Source organism: Rhodoplanes azumiensis, from assembly GCF_042682915.1.
In the GTDB taxonomy this organism is placed as follows: Bacteria; Pseudomonadota; Alphaproteobacteria; order Rhizobiales; family Xanthobacteraceae; genus Rhodoplanes; species Rhodoplanes azumiensis.
The window spans coordinates 125,654-142,495 of sequence record NZ_JBHUIW010000006.1; the positions used below are offsets into that span (position 1 = coordinate 125,654).

Genomic DNA, 16,842 nt, shown 5'->3' on the forward strand with positions numbered 1-16,842 from the left:
ACCATTGTGTCGCTCATTGTCAATCTGTGAAAAGCGTCCGGTCGGGTCTATGTAGCGGGCCGTGCAACACACGGAGGCATCCATGGACCAGAACATCACCGGCAAGGTCGTCGTGATCACCGGCGCGAGCAGCGGGATCGGCGAGGCGACGGCCCGGCATCTCGCGGCGCGCGGCGCCGTGGTGGCGCTGGCGGCGCGTCGCACCGACAAGCTCGCGGCGATCGTCGCCGAGATCGAGGCGGCCGGCGGCAAGGCGAAGGCCTACACGGTCGACGTCACCCGCAAGGAGCAGGTCGACAAGGTCGTCGCCGACGTCGTGGCGGCGTTCGGCCGGCTCGACGTCATCGTGAACAATGCCGGAATGATGGCGATCGCGCCGATGAGCCAGCGCCGCACCGACGAGTGGGACCGGATGATCGACATCAACGTGAAGGGCCTCTTGTACGGCGTCGCCGCCGCGCTGCCGGTGTTCGAGCGGCAGGGCGCGGGCCATGTCGTGAACATCTCGTCGGTCGCCGGCATCAAGGTGTTCAGCCCGGGCGGCACCGTCTATTCGGGCACCAAGTTCGCCGTGCGGGCGATCTCGGAAGGGCTGCGGCACGAGGTCGGTCGGACCATCCGGGTGACGACGATCGAGCCGGGGGCGGTCGAGTCCGAGCTGAAGTTCGGCAGCAGCGACCCGGCGAGCCGCGCCGCCCTCGAGGAGTTCTACAAGACCAGCCAGATCCCGGCCTCGTCGATCGCCCGCGCCATCGCCTACGCGATCGAGCAGCCGGCCGATGTCGACGTGAACGAGATCGTGCTGCGTCCGACCTCACAGGACTTCTGATCCGATCGCCGGCGGGGCGACGCCCGTCGGTCCCCGAACAGCGGAACCCCGCTGCGCTGCGAGGCGCGGCGGGGTTTGCTTCATGTGGCCGTGCGAGCGGGAGCGGCTCGGCCCGCTCGCACGGGTGGGGGGACCGGTCCGCCCGCGTCGCCGTGCGGCTCGCGCACGCCCCGGCCGGGTCGGCGCGGTCGAGGCCTGGGCGGTCGAGGCCTGGGCGGTCGAGGCCGGGGCGGTCGCCGTTCGCCGGATGGCGACGCCCGCGGCGCGCGTCGGTCTCCCGGAGAACGGTGCGCCTGCGACGATTGCGACGGGTTTATGAACTGGCGGACCCGGTCGGCGCGCGCTCTAATCGGGGCGATCCGCGTCGACGAGGGATCGCCATGAAAACCCGGATCATCGCGCATCTCGGCCAGTCCGAGATTCTGCTGCCGTCGCTGATCGCCGAGGCACTCGCTGCCAACGATCGCGCCAAGCTGCGCATGAGCGTCCTGCAGGCCGTCGCCCAGCAGGCCCGGCGTCCGGGCGGTCCGGTGCCGGATCTCGTGGTCGAGGCCCGCGCGGCCGGGCTCGATGCGCAGGCGTTGCGCGGCCTGGTGCTCGGCGCCCGCGCCGGGCCGGGCGAGCTCGTCGCGGCGCCCGGGCTCGACCGCCTCAAGGCGGATCTCGTCGCCGACGGCGAGGCGATGATCGCCCCCCTCGCCGCCGCCGATCCGGCGGCCGGTGCCGCCGCGACGGCCCGGCTGGAGCGGGTCGCCGCCGATCTCGCGGCGCCCGGTCCCGACCAGATCGCGCTCGCCGACATCGCCCATCTCACCGCCGCGCCGCACGATCGGGACGACGACACGCTGCACCGGCTGGTGATGGACCTGCATCGCGAGATCAACCGCCTCGCCGCCGCCTGCGCCGAGGAGACGGTGGCGGGCGCCCGCGCGCACGGGCTGACCTACGCCGACCGCCCGCTGGTCGAAGCGTTCATGCGCGGGGTCGACGCGACCCGCGGTCTCAAGTTCGACCATCCCGGGCTCGACACGCTGGCGACCCGGGTCGGCGAGCGCCTGGTGCTGCAGAACGACATCGGCACCACCGATGCGCATGTGCTGGTCGTCGCCGTGGCGCGCGACCAGGTCACGGTCACCTATTCGGACGTGCACCGGTCGCGCGCCCAGTTCTTCATCGGCCTCCTGGACGGGTTTCCGGTGCTCTGGAGCGGGCTCGAGCAGGCGCGCGCCGCCGGGCTCGGCGAGGGTGGGGCGTTCTATCTGGTCACCGGCCGGCTCGTCGGCGACGTGGCCGCGCAGGCCGCCTTCCTGGAGGCGCTCGGCGCCTCGCTGGTTTTCCTGATCGACTGGAACCGGGCGCGAAAAATCCTGCGCACGCTGCTCGGAAAGGGCGACGCCGTGCGGGTGCTGGAGCGCGCCGCCCGCATGCGGGTCGGGCATCGCGCCTTCCTGGAGCTCGGCGGTGCCGAGCTGGTCGCCGCGGCGGTGCGCCACGCGGCGCCGACCCGCATCGGCTTCGGCGAGCGGCTCGACGACGTGCTCGGCCGCGAGGCGGCGCTCGACTTCGTCGTCGGCGTGCTCGCCATCGCGACGGAGACGCTGCAGGAGGGCCGCTCGCTGCGGCTCGCCAACAACGCCGTCGAGGCCGAGCTCGCCCGTCATCTCGACCGGTCCGACAGTCGCCTCCTCGCCGTCGCGGTCCGCCAGGCGGGACTGGCCCGCGAGGTCGCCGCCCGCATCGCCGCCGACCTCGCCGAGCGCGTCGCCGGGCGGCCCGGCCAAGGCCCGGCCCTCGCGGCGCTCGCCCGGCGCATCGAGGTGAAGGCCGACCGCATCGCCGTCGAGGCGCGCGCGGCTGCCCGGCGTTTCAATGCGGGCGAGGCCATCGCGCGGCTCGTCGACACGGTCGAGGAGGCGATCGACGAGCTCGAGCAGGCGGCGTTCCTGGCCTCGTTGATCGATCGCGACACCGACACGACGGTGCTGCGCGAGCTCGCCGGCCTGTGCGAGGCGGTGGTGAGCGCGGCCGAGGCCGCCGCGGTGGGCATCGACGCCGCCGCCGACGTGCCGGAGGGCCGGCGGGCCGATTCCGACGATGCGCTCGCGGCGGCGGCGCGGCTGTCCGAGCTCGAGCACGCCTGCGATGCGAGCGAGCGCGCCCTCACGGCGCTGGTGCTGCGCGGCGACGGCCCGGCCCGCGTCCTGATCGGCCCGCTCGAGCTCGCCCGCGCCCTCGAACGGGCGAGCGACCGGCTCGCCGCGGCCGGTCATCTGGTCCGCACCCATGTTCTCGCCCATCTCTCCGCGTGAGGAGCGGTCCATGACCATCGTCAGGCTGGGATCGGGGGACGGTCCGCAATTCGAGGCCGAGGCGATCGGCGCCAAGGCCGCCAATCTGAACCGGTTGATGCGGCTCGGCGTGCCGGTGCCGCCGGGCTTCGTCCTGCCGATCGTCATGTGCGGCGCCGTGCTGGCCGGCGATCGCGGCGCGAAGGCGCAGGTGACGGCGGCGCTGAGCGAGGGCATCGCGTGTCTCGAGCAGGCGACCGGGCGCCGCTTCGGGGCGCGCCGCGACCCGCTGCTCGTCTCGGTGCGCTCGGGGGCGGCCCGCTCGATGCCGGGCATGCTCGACACGGTGCTGGACGTCGGCGCGACGCCGGCCGCGGTGCGCGGCCTCGTCCGCGCCACCGGCAATCCACGATTCGCCTTCGACTGCCGCCGCCGCCTGCTCGAATCCTACGGCGAGACCGTGCTCGGACTCCCCCGCGCGGCGTTCGCGGGGCGGCGCGACGAGCTGTTGCGCAGCGAGGGCGTGCCGTCCGAGGACGACCTCGACGGCGAGGCGCTGGAGCGCCTGGCCGCCGCCTATGAGGACGTCGTGGCGCGGGCCGATGCGGTGGTGCCGGACGATCCGATGGCCCAGCTCGCCGACGCCGCCATGGCGGTGTTCCGCTCGTGGACGGGCGAGCGGGCCGAATCGTACCGCGCACTGGAGGGCCTCGGCGACCTGCGCGGCGTCGCCGTCACGGTGCAGGCGATGGTGTTCGGAAACCGCAGCCTGCGCTCCGGCGCCGGCGTCGCCTTTTCGCGCGATCCCTCGACCGGGGCGCCCGAGCCGGTGATCGAGATGCTGTTCTCGGCGCAGGGCGAGGATGTGGTGTCGGGCCGCCGCACGCCGCAATCCGGCGAGGCGTTCGCCCGCGCGCTGCCGGAGGCGGCGACCCGGCTCGCCGCCCTGCTGGCCCGCCTGGAGCGCGAGCTCGCCGACGTGCAGGACGTCGAGTTCACGGTCGAGGACGGCACCTTGTGGATCCTGCAGACGCGCGCCGCCAAGCGCACCCCGCGGGCGGCGCTGCGCTTCGCCGTCGATCTCGTCGCGGCCGGGGTGATCGATCCTGCCGAGGCGCTGCGGCGGATCGGCGGCATCGACGCGGCGGCGCTGGTGCGCACCCGGCTGGTGGATGCCGGTCCGCCGGTCCTGTGCGGGATCGCGGCGTCCGCCGGCGTGGCGGTCGGTCGTGCCGCGTTCGGGCCGGACCGGGCCGTGGCGCTCGCCGCCGACGGCGATCCGGTCGTGCTGGTGCGGCCCGACACCAGCCCGGCGGACGTCGCCGGGTTCGCCGCCGCGGCCGGCATCGTCACGGCGGCGGGCGGGCGCACCGCGCATGCCGCGCTGGTCGCCCGCCAGATGGCGAAGCCCTGCGTGGTCGGCTGCGCCGGGCTGCTCGTCGCCCCCGGCGAGGGGCGCGCCAGCTTCGCCGGGACCGTGGTGCGGGACGGCGACTTCATCGCGGTCGACGGCGATCGCGGCACCGTCCATCTCGGTCGCCCCGAGGTGGTCGCGGAGCGCCCGGCCGAGTTCGACGAGATCGCCCGCTGGCGAGCCGGGCTCCACGGCGCCGCCGACGGCGTCGTCCCGGTCGGCTGAGCCCGGCCGGCCACGACACGTGGCGACGAGGCCGGAGGACCGTGAAGGGCGCCGCCCTCGCGCGCGGCGCCCTTCGGGATTCGGCCTCGGCCCGGACGACGAGCCGCAGCGCTCGTGTCTCCGGTCAGCCCTTGTCGCCGAGCAGCTTGCGGGCCCACCAGCCGGTGCGGCGCGGCTTTGCCGATTCCGACTCCGGCGACGATTCGGCGACCGCCGGCGTGTCGGGCGTCGGCGCCGGCTCGACCGGACGCGGCGTCACATCGCCGTTGCTGAACGACGGGCCGTTGCCGCCGAGCACGACGGACACCGGCTCGCGCACCGTCGAGCGCCGGCGCGGCGGCTCGGCCGCGGCCGGAGCCGGCTCGGGCGCCGGAATGCGCGCGGGCGCCGGGGCGATCGGGGTCTGCACCACCGACTCGGGAGCGAGCGCCTGCAGCGGCTCGGGCGGATCGACCGGGCCGAAGTCCGGCGGCGGCGGGGGCGCGTCGACATGGCGGGCGCGACCGCGGCCGCGGCGCGGCTCGGGACGCAGCGGGGCGTCGAAGCCGGCCTCCGGCTCGGGCAGGTTCTCGGGTCCGATCTCGTCGGCGTTGGCAGTGGCCCCGATCACCGGCGCGGGGAACGAGTCGCGCTCGCCCCGCGCATCCGGCGGGGTCTTGATCGTCATCACCCTCGGCTCGCGGTCGGCCGTGTCGAACGTCGCCGCGATGTCGGCCGACGCCGGCAGCTCGGGCTGCTCGCCGGACGGGATGTCCTCGCCGAGGCGCGGGCCGCCGAAATCCTCGATGGCGTGGGCGAGCTCGGGCTCGACCAGATCGAAGCCGGGCTCGGGACCGCCGAGCGGGCCTGGGGTGCCGTCCTGCCGGCGGTTGCGGCGGCCACCGCGGCGGCCGCGCCGGCGACGCCTGCGTCCGCCTTCGCCGTTCTCGCCCTCGCCCTCGTGCCGCGCGGTCTGGCCGTCGCCCTCGGCCTCGTCGCCCTCGGCCTCGTCGTCGCCTTCCGGCTCGCCCGACTCGGCCTCGCCGGCCGGCGTCCGCGCCACCATCGGGCCGCGCTCGCCGCGCTCGTCGCGCTCCTCGCCGCGCCGACCGCGCCGCCGCCGGCGGCGCCGGCGGCCGCGACCTTCGCCCTCGCCGTCACCGTTGTCGGTGTCGGCGCGCGCCTCGATCTCCTCCGCCTCGTCCTCCTCGACCTCGGCCTCGTAGGCCTCGGCCTCGATCTCGTCCTCGTCGTCCTCGTCGATGCGGCGCGGCGCCGGCAGCGCCGCCGCCGACTGCGCCGCGATGGCGCGCGCCTGCTCGAGCGAGTGCACCTGCTCGTTCTTTTCGATGACGAACGGATGCGCCCCCATCACGCTCTCGTCGGCCTTCACGGTGAGGACCAGGCGGAAGCGCTGCTCCAGCTCGGCGAGATGCGCGCGCTTGTGGTTGAGGATGTAGAGCGCTGTGTCGGTGCCGGTGCGGATCGTGAGATTATGCGTGGCACCGCGCATGAGAGTCTCTTCGAGCATGCGCAGGCACTGCAGCGCGACCGAGGAGACCGAGCGCACGTGACCGGTGCCGCCGCAATGCGGGCACTTCTCGGTCGAGCTCTCGAACACGCTGGTGCGGATGCGCTGCCGCGACATCTCCATCAGGCCGAAATGCGAGATCCGGCCGACCTGGATGCGGGCGCGATCGTTCTTCAGGCACTCCTTGAGCTTGCGTTCGACGGCGCGGTTGTTCCGCTTCTCGTCCATGTCGATGAAGTCGATGACGATCAGGCCGGCGAGGTCGCGCAGGCGTAGCTGGCGGGCGACCTCCTCGCAGGCCTCGAGATTGGTCTTGAGGGCCGTGTCCTCGATGTGGTGCTCGCGCGTCGCGCGGCCCGAGTTCACGTCGATGGCGACCAGCGCCTCGGTCTGGTTGAGCACGATGTAGCCGCCGGAGCGCAGCTGCACGGTCGGCGAGAACATCGCGTCGAGCTGGGTCTCGACGCCGTAGCGGGTGAGCAGGGGCTGCGGCTCGACGTAGAGCTTCACGTTCTTCGCATGGCTCGGCATGAGCATGCGCATGAAGTCCTTGGCCTCGCGATAGGCCGCCTCGCCGGCGACGATGACCTCGTCGATCTCCTTGTTGTAGAGATCGCGGATCGCCCGCTTCACCACCGAGCCTTCCTCGTAGACGAGGGTCGGGGCCGAGGACTTGAGGGTGAGGTCGCGGACCTGCTCCCAAACGCGCAGCAGATACTCGAAATCGCGCTTCACCTCGGTCTTGGTGCGCGCCGCGCCGGCGGTGCGCAGGATGACGCCCATCCCCTCCGGAACCTCGAGATCCTGGGCGATCTCCTTCAGGCGCTTGCGGTCCTGCGTGTTGGTGATCTTGCGGCTGATGCCGCCGCCGCGCGCCGTGTTGGGCATCAGCACCGAGTAGCGGCCGGCGAGCGAGAGGTAGGTGGTCAGCGCCGCGCCCTTGGTGCCGCGCTCCTCCTTGACGACCTGCACCAGCATGACCTGCCGGCGCTTGATCACCTCCTGGATCTTGTACTGGCGACGATAGCGCGGGGTGCGATCGGGCAGCTCCTCGAGCGCGTCGGCTCCGCCGACCGACTCGACGACCTCCTCTTCCTCCTCGTCGTCGTCCTCCTCGTCCTCGTCGTCGTCCTCGTCGTCCTCGTCCTCGTCGTCCTCGTCATCCTCGTCGGCGTCGTGGCCGTTGCCGGGCGTGGACGAGTCGGCGGCGGGGGCAGGCGGCAGAACCTCGCCGTCGAGGGCGACGACGGGCGCGGCCTCGGCCGGAGCGGCCGGCTCGCTCGCCGCGGTCTCGCCTTCGGCGACGACGACCGCGACCGTCTCGGTGGCGGCGACGGCGTCGCCCGGCGGAACGACCGGCTCCGTGGCAGCCGCCTCGGCGGCCGGCGGCGGCGTCTCCGGCGCGGCCGGGGCCGGGGGGATGTCGCTCTCGGAGCGGGCGAAGTCGAGCTCGGTCTGCGCCTCCCCGGGCGAGGGGACGTGCGGGGGCTCGACCATGCCGCCCGTGGCCGCTGCAGCGCCAGCGGTGGTCGCCTCCGACCCGGGCGCTTCCGACCCGGGCGCTTCCGACCCGGGTGCTTCCGATCCGGGCGCTTCCGACCCGGGTGCTTCCGACCCGGGCGCCTCGCCGACGGACGCATCATGGACGGGCGCATCGGCGGCGGGGGTCTCCGGCACCGGCTCGCTCGCCACCCGGTCGTCGCGATGGGGCGGGCGCTCGGCCGGGATCTGGCGGGCACCCGAGCGGGCGGCGGCGCGCCGGTCGGCTTCGGCCTCGGCGGCCCGGTGGGCGCGCTCCTCCTCGTCGATCAGCATCTGCCGATCGGCGACCGGGATCTGATAGTAGTCCGGGTGGATTTCGCTGAACGCCAGGAAGCCGTGGCGGTTGCCGCCGTAGTCGACGAACGCGGCCTGGAGCGACGGCTCGACCCGCGTCACCTTGGCCAGGTAGATGTTGCCTCGCAGCTGCCGGCGGCTCGCCGACTCGAAATCGAATTCCTCTACGCGGTTTCCACGGAGCACGACGACCCGGGTCTCTTCCGGGTGGGTCGCGTCGATGAGCATCTTATTCGCCATGTCGGTGTCTCGTTGCGGCGCGGCCGCGCGCGATCCGGTCCACCCGCGGGACCGGGATCAAGCGTCGGACGATGCGCGCCGAAGGGGGGGTGGAAAGCAGGAACGACACGAAGCGCGAGTCGCGGTCCGCGGGAGGACGGGAGCGCCGGCGCTCTTTCACAGCGCCCGGCAAAGTGCTCCTCGTTCATTGTCCCGGACATCGGCTCCGAATCCTGGGGTGCTGGGCCACGCGCCGTGGCCATGACGGGTCTTAGGGGCTGAGGATGTCTCGCGTGAACGTCCGACCGGATCGCAAACGCATCGAATCGTCCTTCGAAGGCGGCGGCCTCTCGCGACGGACCCGCTGCAAGTCTCGCGCTGCAAGTCTCGCGCTGCAGGCCGTTCGCTGCAAGCCTCTCGCAAGCAAAGCCTCTCGCAAGTAAGCCTCTCGCGACCGTTTTCGCGTTCCGCCGTGCGGGGCGACGGCGAAAACGGTGGACGGACCTTCGAGGGCTCCGGACGCCGAAACGGGAGCGTTCGGGCTCTCTCGATCCACCAGCAGCTCTTATTAAGGCGCGTCATGCCCTATTGGCAAGCCGCATGCGTGTCACGGAACTGCGAGGGTGGGGCGGGAATCGCTTGATGATCAGCCAGTTGCCTCGCAGACAGGCACTCTGGTGCCGACCGGATGGCGAGCCCGGGCCGGCGCCGCCGCGAGAAAGCCCACGTTAACCGTCAGAGTTTATTCGGGAAGCAGCACGGGGAGGCATGCGGCGGTGGGACGGGGACTGGCCCTCGCCTTGGGGATTGCCGCCTTTGTCGGCGCGCTGCACGCCCCCGTTGCACGGGCGGCGGAGACGCCGCGCGCCTCGGGCGCCGCCGTTCCGGCCACGGTGCCGGACTTTCCGGTCGCCACCGATGCGCGCCTCGCCGGCGATGCCGGGCAGACCCGATTCGTCGTCGACCTCACCAAGACCATCGAGGTGCGGGCGTTCACGCTCGCCGACCCCTACCGGGTCATCGTCGACATGCCGCAGGTGACGTTCCAGCTCCCGGCCAAGACGGGCGAGCGGGCGCGCGGCCTCGTCAAGGCGTTCCGCTACGGCCTCGTGATGCCGGGGGGCTCGCGCATCGTCCTCGACACCACCGGCCCGGTGCGGGTCGAGCGCGCCTTCGTGCTGGAGCCGGCCGACGGGCTGCCGGCCCGCCTGGTGCTCGATCTCGCCGCCGTCGACCGGGCGACCTTCCTGCGCGCCGCCGCGATCGACAACCGCCTGCCGCGCGAGCCGCGCCGGACCGAGACGGACGCCAAGCCGAATGGCGATCCGCGCCCGATCATCGTCGTCGATCCCGGCCATGGCGGCATCGACAACGGCACCCGCGCGCCGAGCGGCGAGGAGGAGAAGGGAATCGTCCTCGCCTTCGGGCTGATGCTGCGCGACAAGCTCGAGCAGACCGGCAAGTACCGGGTGGTGATGACCCGCTCGGACGACCGCTTCATCCCGCTCGGCGAGCGCGTGCGGCTCGCGCGCAGCCGCGAGGCGGCGCTGTTCATCTCGATCCATTGCGATGCGCTCGCCCGCCGCGACGGCGGCGCCGAGGGAGCCACCATCTACACGCTCTCCGAGACCGCCTCCGACGCCGAGGCCGGGCGCCTCGCCGAGGCCGAGAACAAGGCCGACGTGATCGCCGGCGTCGACCTCTCGGCCGAGCCCGACGACATCGCCGACATCCTGATCGACCTCGCCCAGCGCGAGACCAAGAACTACTCGAACCAGTTCGCCCGCACTTTGGCGGGCGAGCTGAAGGCGGCCGCCAAGCTGCACAAGCACCCGTTGAAGTCGGCCGGCTTCCGGGTGCTGACCGCCCCCGACGTGCCCTCCGTGCTGGTCGAGCTCGGCTACGTGTCGAACAAGGCCGACCTCAAGCAGATGCTGTCCGACGCCTGGCGCGCCAAGGCGGCCGAGTCGATCGTCCGCGCCGTCGACGCCTTCTTCCAGCCCCGCCTCGCCGCCCCGGCCGGCGAAGCCAAAGCCGCCGGCGGGGCAGGGGTCGGGGCGGGGGGGAATTGAACAACGAACTATATATTGGAGCCTGCTTGGCGCCGAGGAAAAGCTTGGCTCGATCGACGATCAAAATCGTTTTTGTTTGCAGCAGAAGCAGTTGCAAAGTTCGGTCGTCGGCTTCAAGTGCGTCAAGCCGTGGACGACGCCACCCTCCGAATCGAATCGAGGCGCAATGATGTCGAAGAATGTGCCATCGCCATATTCGAAGTAACGCCGCGTCGCGTATGCGACCATGTCGGCGTATTGAACCATTCTGGTCGCGCGAGAGTCGACGAAAAGCGGAACGTCGGCGAGATTGTAGAGCTGTCCCCATCGATGGCCTATCGTGCGGAAATCCCTGGCCAGTCCTTGGAGCGACGTCTCGCAAGTCGATTTATCCAGAATGATAAGTCCGCGTTGCGTATTTGCCCGACGGTGCAAACGTCCAAGAAATTTATCGAAGCGATTGCAGAGCTGCTCGAAAGCCCGTTCCATCGGATCGTCTGGCGAAACGGCTGCCCGATGCACGGCAGCGCCAAACAAATGAACCAAGCTTGAATTGCCGAGAATGCCCAGCGCCTCCTTTAGCGCATCTGTCCGATCGCTCTTTGGAACTCCGCGCCAATGTTTTCGACCGCTCAACATGTCTCCGCCGCGGAACTCGAGAGTCGCCGGACTGTCGGGCCAAATTCGCTGGGCGATAGCATCGAGCTTTGCGCTGAACCAGTGCGGCTGCCGCTCGAACAAGGCGACGCCGGCCAATATCACATGACGATCGGCCAAGTTGCCTGCAGAGCCGGAATCATCGAGATATAACAGATACATATGAATCAACAAACGCTAGCTAGAGAATAAGATAGATGACGATGTCAAATACAAAAAAGGCGGCCGGGCGGGGAAAACTCCCCGACGGATCGCATCGGCGAACCTCCCAACCGCTCTCTTGAAAATAAGCTGCCTGTAGGCTTGCCGCAAGGTCCATGCTGCCGATCCTCGCTTTCGCTCACCCCGGGCTACGGGCTCGTCTCAACCGCGCCAAGCCTCAGTTTGACCATAAAACCGGGCGACCTACGGGCGGCACGACGGGTGGATTCCGCCCGGGCGGCCGACGGTTCGTGGCAAGGCGGGCTGGGCGCGTCAGGGCCGTGCCGGGCACGAGCGACACCGCCGGCAGCCGGTCAGGCCGCCTCCGGGCAGCGCCAACGGGGATGGGGCGATGCGATTGATGCTGCGGTTTCTCGGCTTCCTGTTCACGCTCGGGACCATCGTGTTCCTGGTGGGGATCGCGGCCGCCGCCGGGATGATCTGGCATTTCTCCAAGGATCTGCCCGACTACACCCAGCTGCAGGAATACGAGCCGCCGGTGATGACCCGCGTCCACGCGGTCGACGGCGCCCTGCTCGCCGAATACGCCCGCGAGCGGAGGCTCTACCTGCCGATCCAGGCGATCCCCAAGCGGGTGATCAACGCCTTCATCTCGGCCGAGGACAAGAACTTCTACGAGCACGGCGGCCTCGACTTCACCGGCATCGCCCGCGCCGGCCTGCTGTTCGTCCAGAACATCGGCTCGAGCCGGCGCCCGCAGGGCGCCTCGACCATCACCCAGCAGGTCGCCAAGAACTTCCTGCTCACCAACGAGGTGTCGTTCGACCGCAAGATCAAGGAGGCGCTGCTGGCGCTCAAGATCGAGCGGACCTACTCGAAGGACCGCATCCTCGAACTCTATCTCAACGAGATCTATCTGGGCTTCTCGGCCTACGGGGTCGCGGCCGCCTCGCTCCTCTACTTCGACAAGTCGGTCAACGACCTCACCGTCGCGGAGGCGGCCTATCTGGCGGCCCTGCCGAAGGCGCCGTCGCAGCTCCACCCGTTCCGCCAGCGCGACCGCGCGGTCGAGCGGCGCAACTACGTCATCGATCGCATGGTCGAGAACGGCTACGTGACGGCCGCCGACGGCGAGGCCGCCAAGAAGAGCCCGCTCAACGTCACGCCGCGGCCGACCGGCGCCCACATCTTCGCCGGCGAGTACTTCGCCGAGGAGGTGCGCCGGGAGATCCTCGAGAAGTTCGGCGAGAAGCGCCTCTACGAGGGTGGCCTGTCGATCCGCACGACGCTCGATCCCAAGCTGCAGGTGGTCGCCCGCAAGGCGTTCACGGACGGGCTGGTCCGCTTCGACGAGACGCAGGGCTGGCGCGGGCCGGTCACCAGGATCGACGTCGCCGGCGACTGGGGCCCGCGGCTCGCCGACGTGCGCGCCCTGAGCGACGTCGCGCCGTGGCGGCTCGCCGTCGTGCTGGAGACGGCCGATCAGGCGGCCCGCATCGGCCTGCAACCCGGTCGGGAGCCCGGCGGCGCCGTGAAGCGCGAGCGCGAGGTCGGCATCCTGCCGCTCGACAACCTCAAATGGGCGCGGCCGCTCAATGGCCCGAACAAGGGCAAGGCGGTCGCCAGGACGTCGCAGGTGCTGGAGCCGGGCGACGTCGTCTATGTCGAGCCGGTCGCCGGCAAGGACGGCCAGTTCCGGCTGCGCCAGATCCCCGAGATCTCGGGCGCCATGGTGGTGATGGACCCGGTGACCGGCCGCGTGCTGGCGCTGGTCGGCGGCTTCTCGTTCGACCAGAGCCAGTTCGACCGTGCCACCCAGGCGATGCGGCAGCCCGGCTCGTCGATCAAGCCGCTCGTCTATGCCGCCGCGCTCGACAACGGCTACACGCCGTCCACCATCGTGGTCGACGCTCCGATCGAGATCGATCAGGGGCCCGGCATCGGGGTGTGGCGGCCCGAGAACTACTCGACCGGCAAGTATTACGGCCCGCAGACGCTGCGCTTCGGCATCGAGCACTCGCGCAACGTGATGACGGTGCGGCTCGCCCAGGACATCGGCATGCCGCTGATCGCCGAATACACCAAGCGGTTCGGCGTCTACGACCACATGCCGCCCTATCTCTCCTATGCGCTCGGCGCCGGCGAGACGACCGTGATGCGGATGGTCACGGCCTATTCGATGGTGGCCAATGGCGGGCGCCGGATCACCCCGACCTTGATCGACCGGATCCAGGATCGCACCGGCAAGACCGTCTACAAGCACGACCAACGCGAGTGCCGCGGCTGCGACGCCGATGCCTGGCAGAACCAGCCCGAGCCCGGCCTCATCGATCGGCGCGAGCAGGTGCTCGACCCGATGACGGCCTACCAGATCACCTCGATCATGGAGGGCGTGGTGCTGCGCGGCACCGGCAACGCGGTCGCCGCGGTCGGCAAGCCGGTGGCCGGCAAGACCGGCACGACCAACGACGAGAAGGACGTGTGGTTCGTCGGCTTCACGCCCGAGCTCGCGGTCGGCGTCTATCTCGGCTACGACAAGCCGCGCCACATCGGCCGCGGCGCCTCGGGCGGCCACATGGCGGCGCCGATCGTGCGGGATTTCCTCAAGGTGGCGCTGGCCGACAAGGCACCGGTGCCGTTCCGGGTGCCGCCCGGCATCAAGCTGATCCGCATCGACGCGGCGAGCGGCACGCGCGCCGGCCCGGGCACCACCAAGGCGATCCTCGAGGCCTACAAGCCCGGCACGGCGCCGGCCGAATCGACGGCCTATGCGGGCACGCTCGGTCCCGACGGTCAGCCGCTCGGAGTGACGCCGGAGGTCGACCGGGCGGTACGCACCGGCACAGGCGGGCTGTACTGAGCCGCCGCTGCGCGGACGTCGGCGGTCTCGCGCCCGGTCCGTGATCCGCCGGCAACCCGGATCCGCAGACAACAAAAAACCCCCGCCGGTGCGGGGGTCTTTTGCTCGGAGCTCCCGCGCGGGGGCGTCGGGGCTCCGATGTCGAGAGGTCGCCCGGCCCGCCGGCGTCACGGCGCCCGGCGGCTCGCGACCCTGATTCGTTCAGTCTTGGACGAACGGATAGCGCTCGGCGGCCTCGCGGCGCATCCGGGAGACCTCGGCGAAGCTGCGTCTGACCTCGCCGAAAACGGCCTTCACGGTCGCGACGGCGCGCGACACGGCACCACCGGTGGTGGGACGGGTCGGGATGGCGAAGTCGGTCATGGTCGGCTCCTCGAATTCTTGAAGCAGCGGTTCACCGCTGTTTGTCTCGCTTCATATGGCCGCACGGGCACGGTCGAAAAACCCCGGCTTCGCGCATGCACATTTGCCGTGTGTTCAACAATCCTGGACTATTCGTCTAATTCCCCGTCTCGGACCGACCTAATCCGACCCTGCAGGCCCACGTCCCGTGCCGGCCCTGCCTCGGGCACGCGCTCATCGGCCCTGGGCGCGGACCCGCTCCGGGCGCCGGCCTTGCAGGCGTTGTCGGACAGATCGACGACGATACGCGGCATTCGGGCCGGCGGATCACGCCGGCCCGGCCCGCCCGTCAGGTTTCGACGAAGGGATACCGGCGCTGGGCGTCCGCCCGCATGGCTTGGGCCTCGCGCAGCACCTCCAGCATCGAGCCGACGCCGGCGATGGCGCGGCCGAGCAGGGTGGCCTTGCGGGTGTGCGTGGGGGCCGTGCCGGGAGTCGAAGCATGAATCATTCTTATAGCGCTCCTGATCGCATTTTCGGTCATCGATCGCCGAAGGCGCCGCGAGTCGGCGTGTCCGGGGTCGTTGGATCCTTCATGATCTGATATTGCGGCGCAGCAATGGCAAGGATTTAAGTAAGATTTTATTGATTAATTTTTGGTTGCGTCGCGAAATTCTCGATTCGAAGCAGGCTTCGGGGCGTCGCAGGAAAGTCGCAGGAAAGAAGTGAATCAAAAGCTCTGTTCGTTCGCCGGCCGTTGCGGCCGGCTCGCGGCAATGTGCATGCCAGCCGGGGCCGTCGGGGTTGCGCGCCGCCCGGATGATCGGCACCGTGACGACGGGGGACGTCCGGTCACGTCTCGCGGGGCAGACCCGCGGGCGACGAAGCGCCACAGGCGGGGAGACGCCATGGGATTCGTCTTGGCACGCCTCATCGTTCTCCTGGCCGGCTGGGCGGCGGCGCTCGCCACCGCGCTCACCGCCTCGGCCCTGATGTCGACGCCGCGCCTCTCCGTCTTCCTCGTCTCGGGCGGCTTATGGACGGCCGTGATGCTGCTCGACTGACCCCACCCGACGCAGCGATCGGCTCCGGCGCGCCGCCTGCCGTCCGTCGGCGTGCGGCCCGCCGCCGCGTGGGTTGCGCCGGCGCGCCCGGGCCGCTACATGCGGCACCGGCATTCGAGACGACGCCACGGCCGCCCGGCCGCGGCAGCTCCACGAGGTCCGTGGCCGGAGACGGCTCGGCGGCCGGAGACGGCCGGGAAGGTGACAGGCGATGCGCGCGGAAACTCAGTCCGTGGTGGAAGAGATCAAGCAGTCGGTCGGGCTGCTGAGGAGGCATCTTTGACTTCGACAAGGCCCGCGCGCGCCTTGCGGAGCTGAACAAGCTCGCCGAGGATCCCGAGCTCTGGAACGACCCGCAGAAGGCCCAGCGCCTGATGCAGGAGCGCACCAGCCTGGAAGACAGCCTCACCGCGATCGGTCGCATCGAGCAGGAGCTCGACGACCAGATCATGCTGATCGAGCTCGGCGAATCCGAGAACGACGCGGGCGTGGTCGGCGAGGCCGAGGCGGCCCTCAAGGGGCTCAAGGCCGAGGTCGACCGCCGCCAGCTGGAGGCGCTGCTGTCCGGCGAGGCCGATCCGAACGACACCTATCTCGAGGTGCATGCCGGCGCCGGCGGCACCGAGAGCCAGGACTGGGCCAACATGCTGCTGCGCATGTACACGCGCTGGGCCGAGCAGCACGGCTACAAGATCGAGTACCTGGAAGAGACCGAGGGCGAGGAGGCCGGCATCAAGTCGGCCACCCTCATCATCAAGGGTCACAACGCCTATGGCTGGCTGAAGACCGAGCGCGGCGTGCACCGGCTGGTGCGCATCTCGCCGTTCGATTCGAACGCCCGCCGGCACACGAGCTTCGCCAGCGTCGACGTCTATCCGGTGATCGACGACCGCATCGTCATCGACGTCAAGGAATCGGACGTGCGCACCGACACGATGCGGTCGGGCGGCGCCGGCGGCCAGCACGTCAACAAGACCGAATCGGCGGTGCGTCTCACCCACATCCCGACCGGGTTGGCGGTCGTCTGCCAGGCCGAGCGCTCGCAGCACAAGAACCGGGCGACCGCCTGGAACATGCTGCGCGCTCGCCTCTACGAGATCGAGCTGAAGAAGCGCGAGGCGGCGGCCGCGGCCGAGTTCGAGGCCAAGACCGACATCGGCTGGGGCCACCAGATCCGCTCCTACGTGCTGCAGCCGTACCAGATGGTGAAGGATCTGCGCACCGGCGTGCAGACCTCCGACACCGGCGGCGTGCTCGACGGCGACCTCGACCGCTTCATGGAGGCGACGCTCGCCCAGAAGGCGTTCGGTGGCGGCCCGGAGCAGGTCGAGGACGTGGAGTAGGGGCCGCGGCCTCACGGTTCACGGCCACACGGTTCCGCGATC

The 16,842-nt window shown here is 70.8% G+C and carries 11 protein-coding genes; 7 read left to right on the forward strand and 4 right to left on the reverse strand.

Features of this window, described 5'->3' with window-relative positions; translation table 11 throughout:
- Positions 1–82 precede the first annotated feature (82 nt).
- The 3 genes from ACFSOX_RS07890 (at position 83) to ACFSOX_RS07900 (ending at position 4,756) form a co-directional block, all read left to right on the forward strand.
- Complete coding sequence (locus tag ACFSOX_RS07890) at positions 83–829, forward strand: SDR family oxidoreductase (protein ID WP_378477251.1); 747 nt, start codon at positions 83–85, stop codon at positions 827–829.
- 380 nt (positions 830–1,209) lie between these two features.
- Complete coding sequence (locus tag ACFSOX_RS07895) at positions 1,210–3,138, forward strand: hypothetical protein (RefSeq protein WP_378477252.1); 1,929 nt, start codon at positions 1,210–1,212, stop codon at positions 3,136–3,138.
- 10 nt (positions 3,139–3,148) lie between these two features.
- The gene (locus ACFSOX_RS07900) at positions 3,149–4,756 is read left to right on the forward strand and encodes a PEP/pyruvate-binding domain-containing protein (protein WP_378477253.1); all 1,608 of its coding nucleotides are present in this window, start codon (positions 3,149–3,151) and stop codon (positions 4,754–4,756) included.
- Positions 4,757–4,880: 124 nt separating this feature from the next.
- Here the strand turns inward: ACFSOX_RS07900 and ACFSOX_RS07905 are convergent, their stop codons facing one another.
- Positions 4,881–8,342, reverse strand: coding sequence for an Rne/Rng family ribonuclease (locus tag ACFSOX_RS07905; protein WP_378477254.1), 3,462 nt, complete (start codon positions 8,340–8,342; stop codon positions 4,881–4,883).
- Between the two features lie 755 nt (positions 8,343–9,097).
- Here ACFSOX_RS07905 and ACFSOX_RS07910 point away from each other — a divergent pair.
- A complete protein-coding gene (locus ACFSOX_RS07910) occupies positions 9,098–10,393 on the forward strand; it encodes an N-acetylmuramoyl-L-alanine amidase (protein WP_378477255.1) in 1,296 nt (431 codons plus the stop codon).
- 60 nt (positions 10,394–10,453) lie between these two features.
- Here the strand turns inward: ACFSOX_RS07910 and ACFSOX_RS07915 are convergent, their stop codons facing one another.
- Positions 10,454–11,191, reverse strand: a complete 738-nt coding sequence (locus ACFSOX_RS07915) for a DUF3800 domain-containing protein (RefSeq protein ID WP_378477256.1) — start codon at positions 11,189–11,191, stop codon at positions 10,454–10,456.
- Positions 11,192–11,582: 391 nt separating this feature from the next.
- Between ACFSOX_RS07915 and ACFSOX_RS07920 the strand changes: the two genes are divergently transcribed.
- Positions 11,583–14,051, forward strand: coding sequence for a penicillin-binding protein 1A (locus ACFSOX_RS07920; protein ID WP_378477257.1), 2,469 nt, complete (start codon positions 11,583–11,585; stop codon positions 14,049–14,051).
- 201 nt (positions 14,052–14,252) lie between these two features.
- Here ACFSOX_RS07920 and ACFSOX_RS07925 read toward each other — a convergent pair whose 3' ends face one another.
- Together ACFSOX_RS07925 and ACFSOX_RS07930 are read right to left on the reverse strand one after the other, a co-directional pair.
- Positions 14,253–14,414 carry a hypothetical protein gene (locus ACFSOX_RS07925; RefSeq protein ID WP_378477258.1) on the reverse strand — a complete coding sequence of 54 codons (162 nt, stop codon included), beginning with the start codon at positions 14,412–14,414 and terminating at the stop codon, positions 14,253–14,255.
- Between the two features lie 328 nt (positions 14,415–14,742).
- Entirely contained in the window at positions 14,743–14,904 is a 162-nt protein-coding gene (locus tag ACFSOX_RS07930; RefSeq protein ID WP_378477259.1) for a hypothetical protein, read from the reverse strand.
- A gap of 397 nt (positions 14,905–15,301) precedes the next feature.
- Between ACFSOX_RS07930 and ACFSOX_RS07935 the strand changes: the two genes are divergently transcribed.
- Together ACFSOX_RS07935 and prfB are read left to right on the forward strand one after the other, a co-directional pair.
- The gene (locus tag ACFSOX_RS07935) at positions 15,302–15,457 is read left to right on the forward strand and encodes a hypothetical protein (RefSeq protein WP_378477260.1); all 156 of its coding nucleotides are present in this window, start codon (positions 15,302–15,304) and stop codon (positions 15,455–15,457) included.
- A gap of 211 nt (positions 15,458–15,668) precedes the next feature.
- A protein-coding gene (gene prfB, locus ACFSOX_RS07940; RefSeq protein ID WP_378477261.1) for a peptide chain release factor 2 occupies positions 15,669–16,800 on the forward strand; the annotation gives its coding sequence in 2 pieces (ribosomal slippage) (positions 15,669–15,737 and positions 15,739–16,800; 1,131 coding nt in all).
- The last annotated feature ends 42 nt before the right edge of the window (positions 16,801–16,842 follow it).

What these genes read in the sequence shown, in the direction of transcription:
- ACFSOX_RS07905 (WP_378477254.1), bottom strand. Translation starts at nt 8,342, where the DNA reads ATGGCGAATAAGATGCTCATCGACGCGACCCACCCGGAAGAGACCCGG.
- ACFSOX_RS07920 (WP_378477257.1), top strand. Translation starts at nt 11,583, where the DNA reads ATGCGATTGATGCTGCGGTTTCTCGGCTTCCTGTTCACGCTCGGGACC.
- ACFSOX_RS07930 (WP_378477259.1), bottom strand. Translation starts at nt 14,904, where the DNA reads ATGATTCATGCTTCGACTCCCGGCACGGCCCCCACGCACACCCGCAAG.
- ACFSOX_RS07925 (WP_378477258.1), bottom strand. Translation starts at nt 14,414, where the DNA reads ATGACCGACTTCGCCATCCCGACCCGTCCCACCACCGGTGGTGCCGTG.
- ACFSOX_RS07935 (WP_378477260.1), top strand. Translation starts at nt 15,302, where the DNA reads ATGGGATTCGTCTTGGCACGCCTCATCGTTCTCCTGGCCGGCTGGGCG.
- ACFSOX_RS07890 (WP_378477251.1), top strand. Translation starts at nt 83, where the DNA reads ATGGACCAGAACATCACCGGCAAGGTCGTCGTGATCACCGGCGCGAGC.
- ACFSOX_RS07895 (WP_378477252.1), top strand. Translation starts at nt 1,210, where the DNA reads ATGAAAACCCGGATCATCGCGCATCTCGGCCAGTCCGAGATTCTGCTG.
- ACFSOX_RS07900 (WP_378477253.1), top strand. Translation starts at nt 3,149, where the DNA reads ATGACCATCGTCAGGCTGGGATCGGGGGACGGTCCGCAATTCGAGGCC.
- ACFSOX_RS07915 (WP_378477256.1), bottom strand. Translation starts at nt 11,191, where the DNA reads ATGTATCTGTTATATCTCGATGATTCCGGCTCTGCAGGCAACTTGGCC.